At 32.4% G+C, this 15,704-nt stretch carries 12 protein-coding genes; 3 read left to right on the forward strand and 9 right to left on the reverse strand.

Translation table 11 applies throughout. From position 1 onward, the window contains the following. Window positions 1–10: 10 nt before the first annotated feature. Window positions 11–3,208: a hypothetical protein gene (locus A0O34_RS12805; protein ID WP_066755189.1), complete on the reverse strand. Its 3,198-nt coding sequence runs from the start codon at window positions 3,206–3,208 to the stop codon at window positions 11–13. Window positions 3,209–3,394: 186 nt separating this feature from the next. Between A0O34_RS12805 and A0O34_RS12810 the strand changes: the two genes are divergently transcribed. After that, a complete protein-coding gene (locus tag A0O34_RS12810) occupies window positions 3,395–4,165 on the forward strand; it encodes a T9SS-dependent surface endonuclease, AS87_RS02955 family (protein WP_066755190.1) in 771 nt (256 codons plus the stop codon). 199 nt (window positions 4,166–4,364) lie between these two features. Continuing rightward, window positions 4,365–5,231 carry a lamin tail domain-containing protein gene (locus tag A0O34_RS12815; protein ID WP_066755191.1) on the forward strand — a complete coding sequence of 289 codons (867 nt, stop codon included), beginning with the start codon at window positions 4,365–4,367 and terminating at the stop codon, window positions 5,229–5,231. Window positions 5,232–5,286: 55 nt separating this feature from the next. Here A0O34_RS12815 and A0O34_RS12820 read toward each other — a convergent pair whose 3' ends face one another. From A0O34_RS12820 to A0O34_RS12855, 8 genes are all read right to left on the reverse strand, one after another. Continuing rightward, window positions 5,287–8,112: a gluzincin family metallopeptidase gene (locus A0O34_RS12820; protein ID WP_066755192.1), complete on the reverse strand. Its 2,826-nt coding sequence runs from the start codon at window positions 8,110–8,112 to the stop codon at window positions 5,287–5,289. A 57-nt stretch (window positions 8,113–8,169) separates the two neighbouring features. Then, complete coding sequence (gene pyrF, locus A0O34_RS12825; protein ID WP_066755193.1) at window positions 8,170–9,549, reverse strand: orotidine-5'-phosphate decarboxylase; 1,380 nt, start codon at window positions 9,547–9,549, stop codon at window positions 8,170–8,172. A gap of 220 nt (window positions 9,550–9,769) precedes the next feature. After that, window positions 9,770–10,117 (reverse strand): YkvA family protein, encoded by a 348-nt coding sequence (locus A0O34_RS12830; protein WP_066755194.1) that lies wholly within the window; start codon window positions 10,115–10,117, stop codon window positions 9,770–9,772. 82 nt (window positions 10,118–10,199) lie between these two features. Next, window positions 10,200–10,739: a TlpA family protein disulfide reductase gene (locus tag A0O34_RS12835; RefSeq protein ID WP_066755195.1), complete on the reverse strand. Its 540-nt coding sequence runs from the start codon at window positions 10,737–10,739 to the stop codon at window positions 10,200–10,202. A gap of 172 nt (window positions 10,740–10,911) precedes the next feature. After that, window positions 10,912–11,475 carry a thioredoxin family protein gene (locus tag A0O34_RS12840; RefSeq protein ID WP_066755196.1) on the reverse strand — a complete coding sequence of 188 codons (564 nt, stop codon included), beginning with the start codon at window positions 11,473–11,475 and terminating at the stop codon, window positions 10,912–10,914. 14 nt (window positions 11,476–11,489) lie between these two features. Further along, entirely contained in the window at window positions 11,490–12,560 is a 1,071-nt protein-coding gene (aroC, locus tag A0O34_RS12845; RefSeq protein WP_066755197.1) for a chorismate synthase, read from the reverse strand. 50 nt (window positions 12,561–12,610) lie between these two features. Further along, window positions 12,611–14,245 (reverse strand): LIC_10190 family membrane protein, encoded by a 1,635-nt coding sequence (locus A0O34_RS12850; protein WP_066755198.1) that lies wholly within the window; start codon window positions 14,243–14,245, stop codon window positions 12,611–12,613. Window positions 14,246–14,300: 55 nt separating this feature from the next. Continuing rightward, a complete protein-coding gene (locus A0O34_RS12855; RefSeq protein ID WP_066755199.1) occupies window positions 14,301–14,849 on the reverse strand; it encodes a YMGG-like glycine zipper-containing protein in 549 nt (182 codons plus the stop codon). Window positions 14,850–15,157: 308 nt separating this feature from the next. Between A0O34_RS12855 and A0O34_RS12860 the strand changes: the two genes are divergently transcribed. Continuing rightward, the gene (locus tag A0O34_RS12860; RefSeq protein ID WP_066755200.1) at window positions 15,158–15,607 is read left to right on the forward strand and encodes a hypothetical protein; all 450 of its coding nucleotides are present in this window, start codon (window positions 15,158–15,160) and stop codon (window positions 15,605–15,607) included. Window positions 15,608–15,704: the final 97 nt, after the last annotated feature.

Raw genomic sequence — 15,704 nt, forward strand, 5'->3', positions numbered from 1 at the left:
ATAATAAGTTTTAGAAACTCGCTTTCACTTGCATACTTCCGATATGTATGGTTCTGTCTCCGGAATTTCTTCCTTCGTAGTTTAAGTTCAATTGTAAGAAAGAATTGATCGCCTGTTGAATGAAAACACTCCAAACCTGATTCTTTCCTGGTTTTAAACCATCCAACATTTGGTTTCCAACGATACTGAAGTTATTTCCATTAAAATTATTATTAATGAAAGAGAAATTTCCTCTGATGGAAGTTTTCTTACGATCCCACTGTATCGTTCCTGTGATGTCAAATGCTTTCAATAGTTCCTCGCCGTCCATTCTTTGTTTTTGACGGAAAGCAGATGATAATTCAGCCTGAATAGCATCCGTAAATTTATACGTTGCTTTTGGCTTGGTCTCAAAATTATTCAGACGATAATCTCTCGTAGCAAACAACTGCGAAGAGTTTTGGATATCATGAACCGAGTTTTCCCAATCTACCCTAAATTCTTTATTAAACCAATATCCAACATTTAAGAAATGAGAAATCTGCTCTCTTTCTTCATTACTGAAATTGGCATTGATGAGGTTGTCGTTAGATATAAAACGGTAATTACCATTCCAGCCGGATTTTTCTGTTGGACTGAACTGAACCGAGGCTAATATATTTTGATTTTTAAGGATCTGATCGGCATTTTTTTCAAACGGATTTATCACCAAAACCTTATCTTTTTTGTAAAATGAGTTTTGAGAATTTAAGGAAATATTAAAGTTCCAGCGCTTTAAAAATTTATTTTCAGAATTAAAAACAATAGACGGATTTACAAATAAAGCCAACTGAATTTTATTTTTATTGGAAGGAATGTATCGCACAGAATTCGTGTAAACTCTTATATATTGTGCTAAATCCGAATATTCTGCAATTTCAAATTCATCAAGCTGTTGAACGCCATCGCCGTTGTAATCGGTCCATTTATAAATACCTTGCCCGTCTGTAACTTTTAAATATTGGAATTCTCTTTGCGCTTCCTGTCCGTTTCCTAATTCATAAAACGCCTGCAAACGCATACCGTTTCTGAAAAGCTGTTGATTATAAAGAATATTTCCAACCACAAAATCATTGTTTCTTGATGCGTCAATATCCTGATTTTGATAGAAGAATTTTCTGTAATGAATTAAAGCATTTAAAGTCGTTTTTTCAGTTTTGATGATCTGACTTTCCGCCATGAAACCTAAAATATTGTTCATATTTTGAAGTCTGTTGTCACGTACCGAGTCATTATCTCTCATGTAAACTCTGGCCAACAATTTCGTTCTCGTACTGTCACCGATTTTCTTCTGAACAAATAATTCTTTCCAACTGAAACTTGTAACATCCATCAATTGGGTGTCGTTGTATTTTTTCTCATTGTGTTCCATGCTTCCACCGACAGCCCAACTTCCTTTTTGACCCGTAAATTCAGTTGAAACGCCGCCTCTTATGAATTTTGTATCCTGCTGAATAGCATTCGTATTCAAATAAGATAAATTTCCTTTTGTGAAGAATTTTCCTTTGATCCATCCAAAATCCAGATCATTTTTCATTCCTTTATAAGAATCCTGTTCGTCCAGATAGTTGATGCGGTAGTTTAAGGTAGATTTATTATTCCATTTGTTTAAAAAGCTGAAAATAAATCTGTTTTGAGTTCTTCCGCTAAATTCCTGAGCCAAGTTGAAGTCTCTCGAGAATTCAACATCATTAATTCTGTCTAAAATATGGAATTGCTTATCTATATATTGATACTCGAAACTTGGAGTACCTTTCCAGTTATTTTTTGTGAATGTTTTATTCCCGAAAATACGTCCGGCATACCCAATATTCTGATCCGAATCTTTTGATGAGAATAAGTTTAAATCATAATTACTTAATGAAAAATCCGCTCCAATTTTTCCGTCTTTCAGTAAAAATTCTGAATTTACAGAATATACCTGAGATTTTTGTGGTGAAGGCAGTTTTCTAACGGCTCTGTAATCCCCCGCATTTGGTCCTACATATTCGAAAACACGACCGTTATTGGTGGTCTGTGTAATTTTATAATCTCCAAGATTGATCCCGAAATACGTAAACGAAACCTGATAAAGCGTTTCATTAGGATCAGTGGAAAATTCATAGAAACTTCCATTACCGTTTTGTGATAATTTGTATAGAATTTTATTGACATCATATTCGGTAATCACACCTGATGGAGCGTACATTAAATTAGGATCATTTCCTGCGTCGGCTAAGATCTGTTCGTCCTCTTTAGAAAGATTAAGCGCTAGTGGAGCATTTTTGTTATCATTTTCCATGAACCAGCTTAAGCCCACCTTCATTTTTTCTCTCTTATGCTCAAGTTTTCCTGTGAATAAATACCTCGAATAATTTCTATTCGCATAATTATAAGAAATAGTAATGAAATTTTGCTGGAAAATAGGTCTAAAACTGGTAAAAGTTACCTCACCTGTATTATAATTGATGATATAATCTTGGTTTTCACCACGCTTCATTAAAATACCGTCAATAAAAACCTGCTCAGAACCTGAGATCAACGTTATAAACTGTTCACCATTTTTACCTGTCAAGCGATAAGGGCCTTGGTTACCTTCAACCCCTTGAAAACGAACTCTATGGAACTCACTTCGAGCTACACCCATCGATACGTCTACAAAAGTTTTATTGTCCTTTCCAAATTCTGTCTGGAACTGAAGCCCCATGCTTCGTCTTTGATATTTTGCGAAATAGTTTTTAGATTCATTAAGATCAAGATGCCCGGCTCTAAGAATAGATTTATCCTTAATATTAAGCTGCATGTAGATCTTATCAAATTCCTCTAAAGTTTGCGTGTATCCATCAGCCTGAATAGGTAAATTATGATCCGAAATACTGGCTAAAATAGTTACGTCTTTAGAAAGTCTCCCCGAAATTTGCAGATCCATCGAACTTTGTACAGACTGCCCCTGATTGTTACCAAAAGTTATCCCTCTAATAATTGAACCTTTAGAATTTAGTTCTCCTAAGAATCTTTTTTTATCATTTTTAGCAAGTACAGCTTCGTCTACAATAATTCTGTTGCTGGTTCTTACAAAGTCTAACGTATCTTTTGTGAAAATATCCTGTTCAAGTCTTGCGGCGAGAATACTGTCCTTTTTTATACTGTCTTCCGGAATGTTGGGATTCTTCCACGAAAAAACCTGAGCATTTCCCAAGAATAGGCCCATGAAAAACAACGAGAATAATAGGATGAAATTCCGCAAGCTTTTAATAATAATTGGTAAAAATACTTAAAAAATGTTAATGGTAGGCCTTTTGGCATTATTAACAAAAAATTAACCTAATTATTGTATCAAATAGAAAAATCTATGTAATTTTGTCATGTAAATTATTAATAATTAAAAATTTAAGTTATGAAAAAGATCTTTACTATTTTGAGTATTGTAGTTATGTCCGCTGTTGCAAGTGCACAAACAGTATTTAGTGCTACATTTGATGATGTATCAGGAACAGGTGGAAATGATGGAGGATGGAGCGGAAGTGTAGCTGCTTCTGGATTTGCAGACGGATCTACATCTTACACAACGGGAGGAGCTTGGACTGTGGCAAAGGCTTACAAAGGTAATCAATGTCTTAAAATGGGAACAGGTTCTTTAAAAGGAACAATTACTACACCGTCAATCACTTTAACAGGAAACGGTACTTTAAGTTTCAGAGCTGGAGCTTGGAACGGAACAAGTGAAATTACTACTTTAAATGTCTCTGCTACTGGTGCTACATTAAGCCAGCCTACTGTAACTTTAGTTAAGGGTGCATTTTCTACTTATACTGTAAATATTACAGGTGCTACAGGTGCGGTAACTCTTACTTTTGAAGGAAGTGTAGCTGCAAACAATAGATTCTTTATTGATGATATCATTGTAACGACTGGTTCTTTGGCTACTGCGGATTTTGCTAAAGTAAAAGGAAGCTTCGTTAAAAACACTTTCGTTAAAAATGAAGGAATTACTTTCGGATCTCAGGCTAAAGATGTAAAAGTTTACAATATGTTTGGTCAAGTTGTAAAAACTGCTTCTGTAAAAGAAAACGAAACTTTAAACGTTGCTGAATTAGCAAAAGGTAGCTATATCGTTACAGGAACGGTAAATAACCAACCGGTTTCTCAAAAAATCTTGAAAGACTAATCTGAAATTTTTTTTAGATATAAATTTACTGCCATTTCTCTGAAGTGGCAGTTTTTGTTTTTGATAATAATATTTTTTATGATGAAAAGTGAATTATGATGAATATTTTTAATATTTAAGTGATTTATTTTAAATTTAATTCACTTATAATGGTATTATTTTTGCTTTTTATAATTTCATCACACAAAATCGTATTATCATGAAAAAACTTTTTACTATTATCGGATTAGTTTCAACGGTTGCATTAATGAATGCTCAGATTGTTATCAGCGAAATTTACGGCGGCGGCGGAAATTCGGGATCAACATTAAAGAATGACTTTATAGAACTGAAAAATATTGGTTCGGCGACAGCTACTTTAACAGGAGCAACCATTCAATATGCTCCGGCTGTTGGAGCTTTTACTCAATATCATAATTTACCGACTATCACTTTAAGCCCCGGACAGGCTTATCTTATTCAGGAAGCAACTGGCGGTGGCGGAACGGTAGATCTCCCAACTCCGGATTTTATCGCTACAACGGTTATTAATTTTAATGGAAATCCAAACCCATCGGTTGGAATTGGGATAGCCGTTACTTCTGGAAAAGTTGTTTTGGCTAGTAATGCCACGCAGGTTACAGGACCTACCGCTACAAATGTGTTAGATTTTGTAGGATACGGACCTACAGCAGATCAATTTGAAGGACCTGCGCCAGCTCCTTCACCAACCACTACGACTTCTATTACAAGAATCTCGGGTGACACTAACAATAATGTAGTAGATTTTACAATTGCAACGGCTTCTCCGGGAAATTCTTCTGGTGGAACTTTAGCGGTTTCGGATATTTATAATAATTCTAGAAAATTCAATTTCATACAAAATGGATTTGTTAAAGAAAATGAATTGATATTTGGAACTGAAGTGAAAAATGTAAAAATATACAACTCAGTAGGAGCAATTTTAAAATCAACTTCTACGAAAAATATTCTAAGTTTAGATGTTTCTGATTTGCCAAAAGGAAATTATATTGTTACAGGAATAATTAATAACGAACCTGTTTCTCAAAAAATATTAAAAGATTAGTTTTAAATAATTTTTGTACATAAAAAACAGCTGCCACTCGTAGCTGTTTTTATTTTTAATACCATCCTCTTCTCGCGGCATTGATGATTGATCCTAAATTAAGAACCAATGTATATCTAATTCTTCTCGCGTAATCTTTAAATGAAGGCTCGAATCCTAAAGAAGATTGAATAGGGAAGTATACTTCCAGAAAATCCGGAATTACTCTTACTTTTACTCCTGTGTCCCAAATAAACTTCGTGGGTTGATCCTTATTTTTATAAACTCCGGCATCTGCGTATACATGAAATATTTTCCAAACACTTGAATCTACATTTACAGAGGTGACCCACTTATTGACACTTCCGGGAATAAATGATTTGAAACCACCATCAGCCAAAATAAACTGCTGTGATAAAATCCCGCTGCTTGCACTTTGACCTAAAAGATTATAAGAAAAAGAGTAGTCTGAAACTCTGGAAATACCGTAATTGAAGGTATTATTTCTTGTTTCATTTCTCAGGAAATATCCTCCGAATAATCTTACGCTTAATTTTTGTTTTGGAGCAAATTCCCATCTGTAAAAAGCTTCTGCAGTGATTTTGTTGAAATCTTCCATTCCTTGCGTACTTACGCTTAAACTTTTTTCGTGAATCATCTGATTGTCAGAATATCCATAACCCACACTCCAAAGATTGTATTTGTCATAATCACGTTTAGCGATCATTGCCAAACTCAGATCTCTTTCAAAATAGGTATAAGAAAGACCAATTCCTCTGCTTACCGTACTTCTAGGGTTTTTCCTGAAATTGATATTAGAAAAAATAGACGCTTTTCTGTAGGCAAGATCATAATCATAATGAAAATAAGATCCCGAAACTCCAAAGGTTAAACTCCTTAGAATGCTTTCGGCGGGTAGAAAAGAGTAGGAAACAGATCCTGAACCTGTCAGTTTTCCTGTTCCTGTACTATAAGTTGGAGTTACAGAATACAAAAACTTTTGATCAAAAAAAGATTGATTTTTAAAATTAAATCCGATCAAAAATTTGTCATACGTATTATTAAAACGAACCCTCGGACTTACATAAATTTCATTGAATTCAGGATTCGGAATGTCTTTTATCAGTTTTAATTTGATTTTTTTTGTATTTGAAAAGAAGCCTTTTGCATAAAGAAAATTATCTCGGTACTTCGATTCAGGGAAAATAAAATCGTTGTTTAAAGTGATCTTGTAAATATCTAACGCTGGAATAGAAAACATTTTTGTATTTTCATTTTCATCTGTTTCTATCCAGTATTCTTTTTTCTCTTTTGTTTCCTTGGTCTCAGTTTCCAGTTTTACAGGAATTGAGGAAAGAGTATTTTTATAGATATTAATATTTAAAGAATCGTCTTCTTTTTTAAACTTTTTCAGTTTAAAATTAACCCTGTTTTTATGTTCGAGAAAATCAGTTAAATAACCTGTTGTTTTATCTTCCTGAGAAAGCTCTTTTAAAAAATCCTTTGGATTGATTTGTTTATCGGTGTTTTCAGCAATATAATTCTTTAATAAGTTATTGAATTTTTCATATCCCATTTTATCCGCCGAATAATTGAACAGACTTCCTGTTTCAAAACCACTGATCACCATGTCATTAAAATTACTTAAAACAGTAAATTTTTCATCAATTTTCTGGTCAAGATTTTGAGACATGATATATTGATAGGCCAAACCATAACGGTCGATCAACTTAACTTTTGAAGCATGGAAAAGTTTTAAAGGTTTTACGCCGAAGACTTTAGTTTCAGGTAAAGTTCCTAAAAGCTTAGTTTCTGCGTAAAATTTATTTAAATATTGAATTTCAAGATAAGATTTTAAACCATTTTTAAACCAATGATTGTCTTGCTTGTCTGTAATTATACTTTCGTCAAGAATTTTTTTAGCAATGATTCCGAAATAATCCATATCCGTTTTTTCAGCTTCAGTAAAAAGCCTGAATCTGAATTTTAAAAACGTAATGTCATTGTTCCCAAAAAAGTCTTCTTTATCTCTGAACTTGTCTGAAATAAATATTCTTTCAGGAATAGAACCTATTTTTTCTTTAATGAATTGTAATTGTAGCGGTAAATAAAATTCTAAATTCTGTTTTTCTTCCGGCTTTAAATTATATCCAAATTTTACTTCGGTATTAATATCCGAAGTCTTGATTTTTATGGAAGGAAATTCATTTTGAGAAATCAAAAATTCAGGATCAGAATCCAAATATCCTTTAAAAGAATTCATCTGGATCTGCTGAAGATTACTTTCAATAAAGTAATTTATTGGAATGTCAAAATTGACGGTCCAATACGTATTGAAGCTGATAGACTCTTCAATATCATGATAATTTCTCTGAGAAATATTGTCCGGATCAAAATGATCCGGAACAATAAAGAAATATTTTAAAGCTATATTTTTATCAGATGTTCCGTAGCCTGTAAATTTTTTATCAGGCAGCTGCATCTGATATTGTAGTTGTAATTTTACGCTTTCGCCAGGTTTTAAAGTCTTAGCCAAAGGAAGAAAAAGGTTCTCTTCTGAAATATTATCTACAGAAATATTCTGATTGTCAGAACTTTTAATGTTTAAACTTAAAAGTTTTCCTTGTTCTTCAGGTTTTGCGAAGTGCAGATCATTATTTCTGTCTTCCAGTTTTCTGTAAACGAGTGAAGTTCCTCTTTTTCTGTAAGCTGAAACCCAGTTTAAAAGTTTTACTGTATCGAGATCTTTTTCGGAATTATTGTAATAAACGAGTTCCTGATTAATGTTCAGCGTTTTTCTATCCGAAGACAATTTGGCTTCAATATAAATGCTGTCTTTCTGCGCAGAAACCTCTACAACACCCAAAAACAAAACAAGGCAAATACTAATACTTTTTTTCAAAATTCTGATAAAAGACCAAATATAACTTATTTTGAATATAAGTAGGGAAAGAAAAAATTAATTATGAGTTACTTTTTTCTCCAAAGAATTCACATACGCCCTCCAACCTTCATTTTTATATGTGATAGAAGCCTGTTCGGGATTATCAGACTTATAAATTCCTCTTCCTACAATGATAAAATCTGTGTGAAGCGTTTGAAATACATGCTCTGGAGTATTATATTGCTGCCCTTTTCCGTCACCTGAATCTGCCAAATTCACTCCTGGAGTAAATAATAAGATATCCTCAGGAATTGCGTTCTGAGAAACACCTCCAATTACATTTGGATGAGATAAGGCTATTTTAAGAGCTTCTTCTCTGTAGCTATTGGTTGTTAAAGTTCCTTTTGAAGACATTCCGATGATGGCAACAACGCCTACATTTTTGAAGCAGTCTAACGATTCAAAACCTCCGATAACTTGAGATGTCACAAAATCTGCCCAATCTGTAATTTTGAAAATTCCGCTTGTGAACTGTAATTCCTGAGTGTTTCCAATGTCGGCAAATTTTCTGTCTTCCATTAATAAGAACTGATATTTTGTAGCCAAAGCTTTTAATGGAACGATTGTTTTTTCGTAATCGAAATCAGAAATAATATCGATGTGCGTTTTTAATGCAATGATATTTGGACCTACTTTTTCAGCTAATTCCAACAATTCCTGAGTTGTGGTAACGTCTGCAGAAGCAATAAGGTTTGATTGTTTTGCTAAAGCTGTCTCTAATAATTTTTTAGAAACCGAATGCTGAGCATTTTGTAATTTCTGCTCGTAAGAAGATCTTGTCTTTTCTTCAAACTGAATATGATTTCCTTGAAGAAAATCCTGAATTCTTTTTACTTCTTCATCACTAAGATCTCCGGTTTCCTGAAGAATCTCGCAAACTTCTGAAATATTGAAAAGGGTATGAACTCTAAATCCTTTGCTTTCTAAAAGTTGTTTTCCGCCTTGCTCTCTGTCTAGAACGACAACGATATCGGCAACTTTAAGATCTTCTTGCTCGATTTCAGCAATTGTTTCTACTAAAGATTTTCCGGAAGTAATTACATCTTCTACCAAAAGACAGTTTTGTCCTTTCTGGTAAATTCCTTCGATCATTTTTTTAGTACCGTAATCTTTTGCTTCTTTTCTTTTGATAATCAACGGAATGTAGCTTTCCAAAGACATGGCTGTTGCCATCGGAAGTGCAGCGTAAGGAACTCCACAGATCAAATCAAAATTATCTAAAGGAAGCATTTCCAATAAATAGTTAGCAAGATTTTTTAAAATTTTAGGATCTGAGGCTAAAGGTCTTAAGTCTACATAAAACGGACTTTCAATACCACTTTTCAAAGTGAATCTTCCGAATTTAATGATACCTAGCTTGTAGCATTCCAAAAAGAATTCTTTTTTACTTTCCATTATTTTTTATTAGATGTTGCAAATTTAATGATTTGAAAGGGAACTTTAAAATGTGAAAGGTCAATTGTCAATTTTAGTTATTAATAGTCAATTTTGCTTTGCAAGTGAAAGGTCAATTGTCAGTGGTTGACTGCTATTTGCTACGTGTAAATTATTAAAATTGACAATTCACATTGAAAATATTTCACAAAAAAACCATTCTTTATGAATGGTTTTTATATTATTTTATTAATTGTGCGTCAATTACTTTAGTCTGACCCGAGCTGTATTCTTTTTCGGCTTCCCAAAGTAGAAACTTATCTACTTCTTTTACCAATTTAGGAATCGTTAATGATAAAACTGCTAAGTCGTCCAAAACTCCTAAAACAGGTATGGCAACTTCAGGCAGTAAATCTATAGGTGAGATCACATATACAAGACCTAATAAAGGTAGAATAATGTCAATGGAATTTACAGGATAAGCTCCTTTTCTCCACATTTTTATCATTCTGAATATATCAGGAATCTTTTTAACAAAACCTTTGTGGTTGATAGCTTCTTTTGCCAGATTTAATTTTGAATACTTCATTTTGTGTTTGTTTTTAAATAATTTCTCAACTATACAAATTTCGCAAATTCCGTACCAATTCAATAAAAATTTTAGTTAAATATTACTTAATAATATTATCAATGAATTGATGGGTAGATTCTGTGTTCCAGTCTCTTGAAGCATCTTCTTTTATCAGGATTCTTCCGCTTTTATCTAAAAGAAATGTGGTAGGAAATACTTTCGGCAATAGCTTTTCTGAGATTGGACTTTGAGCAATATAAACAGGAACGTTGTATTTGTTTTCTTCTAAAAACTTTCTCACAGCCGGCTCCTGGTCGTTCATTGCAATTAAAACAAAATCTACATTTCCTTTTCTTGTGTCATATAATTTTTGAATTGAAGGCCATTCTTTTCTACAAGGCGGGCACCAAGTTCCCCAAAAATTTAAGAAAATAGGTTTATCCTTAAAATTTTTAAGATTCGTACTTGGAACGTTGATTCCTTTTAATTCAATATCATAATCTTCTTCGCTGATGTGTACCGCACTTTCAATCGTTGCAATCGGGAAAAACATATCCTTAAGAGAGTTTTTTACTCCCGGAACAAAAGCGATCACACCGATAATTGCTATTAAGACTATATAAATTATATTTTTTTTCATTTTTACTTTTTAATAAAAATTGTAAATCTTAAACTTAGGAATTTAAATATTATATTTGTCATTCCGGAGGAATCTTAACAAAGTATTCAACAATAAATTTTTAACAAACTCAGCTTAGATTCCTACGGAATGACAAACTGGGCGCATTTTATTAGTAATTAAATTTTAATAATTAAAGCAATTCTAAAATCTCCTGAACAGCATCTTTACCTCTGTTTTTAGCATAGTACAATTGAAGATCATTATAAAATTGATCTTTTGTATATGCTTCCGGATCGGCTTTGTATTTCATTAATAATTCCTTTCCGAATTTCGGTCTTGGTCCCCAAGAATTTTTTACGTTAAAATCTTTATCCAATATAATAACTTTCGGAATAGATTCTGTTCCGTTGGTTTGAAATTGGCTGATCAGACTTTTATCGCTGTCTCTTAAAAATATTCTTACTTCGTTGTGACCTTCGAAAAATTTAACCAAAGCCGGAACGGTTGCACTTGCATCGCCGCACCAAGTTTCAGAAATAATTAGAATTTTTCCGTCGAAATTTTTAGATTCTAATTCTTTTAATTGTTCTTCATTCGGAGTGTACTTTTTTAAAGTTCTTTCCATTCTTTGAAGTCCCAATTCGTAATATTGTTTATAATCTTTGTCTTGTGGAGTGGTAGGATTTGCTAATCTTTCTTTTCCTGTATTTACATACTCTTCAAAAGAAATTCCTTTATCCCAGTAATTTTTCATACTATTAATTGATATTAAAAGTTATTGATATTTCTTGTTTTGTTGATCAAAAATAAGTCTGCCAATACAAAAGCGGCTAAACTTTCTACGACAGGAACAGCTCTTGGAACCACACAAGGATCATGTCTTCCTTTTCCTTCCACAATAGCCGGATTTCCATATTTGTCAACGCTTTCCTGAGGTCTTAAAATTGTAGCCACAGGTTTGAAAGCGACACGGAAATAAATATCCATTCCATTAGAAATTCCTCCTTGGATTCCTCCTGATAGATTAGATTTTGTCGTAAAATCTGTGTTGAAACCGTCGTTGTGCTCACTTCCTGTCATTTTAGCTCCGCAAAATCCGCTGCCGTATTCAAAACCTTTGCAGGCGTTAATATTTAACATTGCTTTTGCTAATTCTGCTTGAAGTTTAGAGAAAATAGGCTCTCCAATTCCTACAGGAACGTTTTTAATTACACAAGTAATCGTTCCACCAATTGTATTTCCTTCTTTTTTGATCTCTTTGATTCTTGAAATCATTTTTTCTGCAGTTTCTGCATCAGGGCAACGAACTTCATTGCTTTCAGTTTTAGAAAAATCTAAAGCCTGATACGGTTTTTCACAGAAAATATCGCCCACAGAAGAAACGTAAGCATTGATCTCGATATCTGATAAAAGTTGTTTTGCAAGCGCACCCGCAACAACCCAGTTGATTGTTTCTCTCGCTGAAGATTTTCCACCGCCACGATAATCTCTGATTCCATATTTTTGATCGTACGTGAAATCTGCATGACTCGGACGATAAGAATTAGCGATGTGATCATAATCTTTTGATTTCTGATTTTCGTTTTCGATGATAAAACCAATTGGAGTTCCGGTTGTTTTTCCTTCAAACATTCCTGAAAGAAATTTTACAGTGTCACTTTCTTTTCGTTGTGTAACAATGGCTGATTGACCTGGTTTTCTGCGATCTAATTCATACTGAACTTTATCAAGATCGATTTCCAAACCTGCCGGAAAATTATTGATGATTCCACCATAAGCCACACCGTGACTTTCTCCAAATGTTGTAAGACTGAGAAGATTACCTAAAGTATTGAACATGATACAAAATTACCGATTTTTCTCCACATAATAAAGTTTCCGGATTGGTTCTATTTATTGGTGTTTTCGATAGTATTGATAACGTTTTGGGCTTCTTTTTTCTCTTTTGGACTCATTTTTTTCCAGATAAATCCTTTTTTGATATTATTTTCATCAATAAGTTGCGGGAAAATTTCTGCTTTTACATCATCAGAAATATAACTTGTTGAAATTGCAGGAAGCTGAGTGTCAAAACTAAAAGAATATTTTTTTGATATATTAAACTTCAAATTTCCGACTTTTTGAGTACTAAAATTATTATAAATATAACTCGAAGGTTTGTATAATTGTTCTTTTTCAAACGTCCCCATGAATTTACTTAATCTGAAACTAGGTATATATTTTTGAATAAGATTCGGGAAAGATAAAAATCCGATGAAAAATATACTTAATGATGTAAAAACAAAAAATGCTTTCTTTTTAGTGAAATAATTAATGAACATAACAAAAAATATCACGAAAAAAACATCAATAAAGAATCTGTATTGTGCCGAAAATAGAAGAACTAAAACAGTTTTTATGATTAATGAAACACAAATTAATGTAATAATTTTATTTTTTTTAATAATTGTAAAACCTATAAAGACTAATAAGCTTACAATAAAAAAAATGTTAATTTTTGATTTAATTCCATTTAAGAAAAGCCAGTTTTTAATGTAATCTATTGTAGAAAATTGCTGAATTTCCTGATAAGAATATTGCATGTCATACGTCTTCAAAATAGCATATTGTGAGGAGATTTTTAAAACTTCTGGATTAGGTTTCCAGTTAACTCCCAAATCACCAATAGAAACCGGGAAAATTAGATAACCGAAAGTCCAGATGTTTTTAATGAAGAATAAAATAAGAATTGAACTTCCTAAAATTAAACTTTTAAAATTTGATTTAACAATGAAAATAGAGTAGAGGAAAGTTAAAATCGGAAGCCAGATCATTGTTGGTTTTATAGCAAAAACAAAAACTGAAAATGCTATTAATAATGATGTTTTTTTATTTCCCGAAAGAATTTCTTTTAAAATTATCAATGAAAAAATAATGACAGGCAAATCCGGGCTTGGGGATTGTGAAAATAATAGTAGAATTGGAATGAAACAGAGTTGAATCCAGCTTTTATTTTCAATAATATAAATTGCGTAAACAATCAATAAAATGGCATTAATTCTAAAAAATGGATCAGAAAAATTAGAAAATCCGGCCTGAAAAATATGCCAGATCGACATTTGTCCTAAAGTGAGATCCAGATTTGAAATTCCTTTTACTAATCCGTATTCTGTGAGCCATTTTATGGTCGGAACATAGTATCCGAAATGGTCTAATATATAAGGATAATAGGAACTAGCTAATAGGATGATAATTGAAATGAGTGCAATTGAAATTATATCTATTTTTGAAAAATCATAAAATTTTTGATATAATTTATCCTTTAAAAAATAGATAAGTCCAATGAGAATAGTAATAGTTTCTACATAAATATTTAAAGGAATAAAAAATGCAAGAATCATCCATAGTAAACTGATTCCCAGTATTCCGGAAAAAACTTTTGAGGAAATTCCTTCAAACAAAGAACCTGAAAAATTTTCCACAATTTTCCCGAAACCCAGCAAGGTTGGAATTATGAGAATTGTAGAAAGTAAAATTAAGATCATAAAAAAAGATTGCCTAAAAATAAGCAATCTTTTAAATTTATTGTGAAAATATTAATTATTTTGGTTGAACTCTACCGTCTTTTCTGTCACCGGCTCTACCGATCGTATATCCCGTTGCACCACCAACTACACCGCCAATCACGGCACCAAGACCTCTGTTTTTCTTAGCAATGATCGCACCTGCAGCGGCACCACCTACAGTACCGATGATGGTACCTTTTGCAGCTTTACTCATTCCTTTTTTCTTGGTTGCAGTTGTTCCTGTAGAACTGTTTCCGTTATCTGCATATGTTCCATTATTAGAGCTAGAACTTGATTCTCTGTCTCTGTAAATGGTTTTTGTTTCTCTTATCACTTGTGGTCTTGAATTATTAACTGTCGCAGTTTTAGCTTTTTGAACTTCAACTATACTATCAGCTTTTTTTTGAGCTTCATAAGCCATTTTTTCTTTTTCAATGGCTAATTTTTGTTTCTCTATATCCAACTGTTTTACCTGGAATTCGATTTTTTGTTGTTCAAGAGATTTTTCAGCTACTTGATCGTCTTTCTTACAGGCTGTCAATAAAAAAACTGACAAAAGCCCTGTTAATACTATATTTTTCATAACTCAAATTTTAATAAGGTTGTTTTAGTCGAATTGACTTTAACTGTGAGAATATTTTCAATTATGAAGCCAACCTTAAGTTAACTAATGTTAAATTTTCTAAAAATGTATTAAAATGTTATTTTGTTGATCGCAAAACAGGATTGGTGTTTCTTTAATTTTAAATTAATTTATTTTATAAGCACATTTTTCTAAGTAATTCTAAACGCTGAATTTATCTGTAATAATTTAATATAAACTAATGTTAACTGTTGATTTTCATTGAATTAATATAAAATTTATATTTTTGAATTACCAAATTATATTATATGAAAAATTCAATAGTTAAAATTTTAGCTTTTGCAGGATTAGCAATAATCTCTACAGGCTGTTCATCAAACGATGATTTTATGGCTGATTCTCAGACGAATTTGAATAATAAAACTTCAAAAGAAGCCTCGAAAACAAAGACTTATCATGTTCGTTACGGATTACTTTCCAGTACAGGAACTAAAATTCTTACCGGAAATTATGATGTGGGAAGTTTTATTGCAACAGATAATAACACAGGAGAGTCTTATGATACGTATGCAAGTGGTGGGTTTCAGTCTCTGCCGAAATATTATGACGGACTTCCTGCTGGAACTTACACCTTTACGGCGATGCAGGGACAAGGTGGTTGGGTTGGTTATGGCTCAGTTATAGGAGTAGTTTCCGATGCTCAAGTAGATGCTGATGGATATGTTACAGTTTATATTCCTATTGCATGGGAAGAATAATAAAAATTAGTTTATATTTGCAATGGTAAAATCTTAGTTTAGAAATATTATTTATAAAAAGTTATCTATAAGTAATTTTTATTCACTTGATTTAGAA

The sequence above is a fragment of the Chryseobacterium glaciei genome (assembly GCF_001648155.1).
GTDB lineage: Bacteria > Bacteroidota > Bacteroidia > Flavobacteriales > Weeksellaceae > Chryseobacterium > Chryseobacterium glaciei.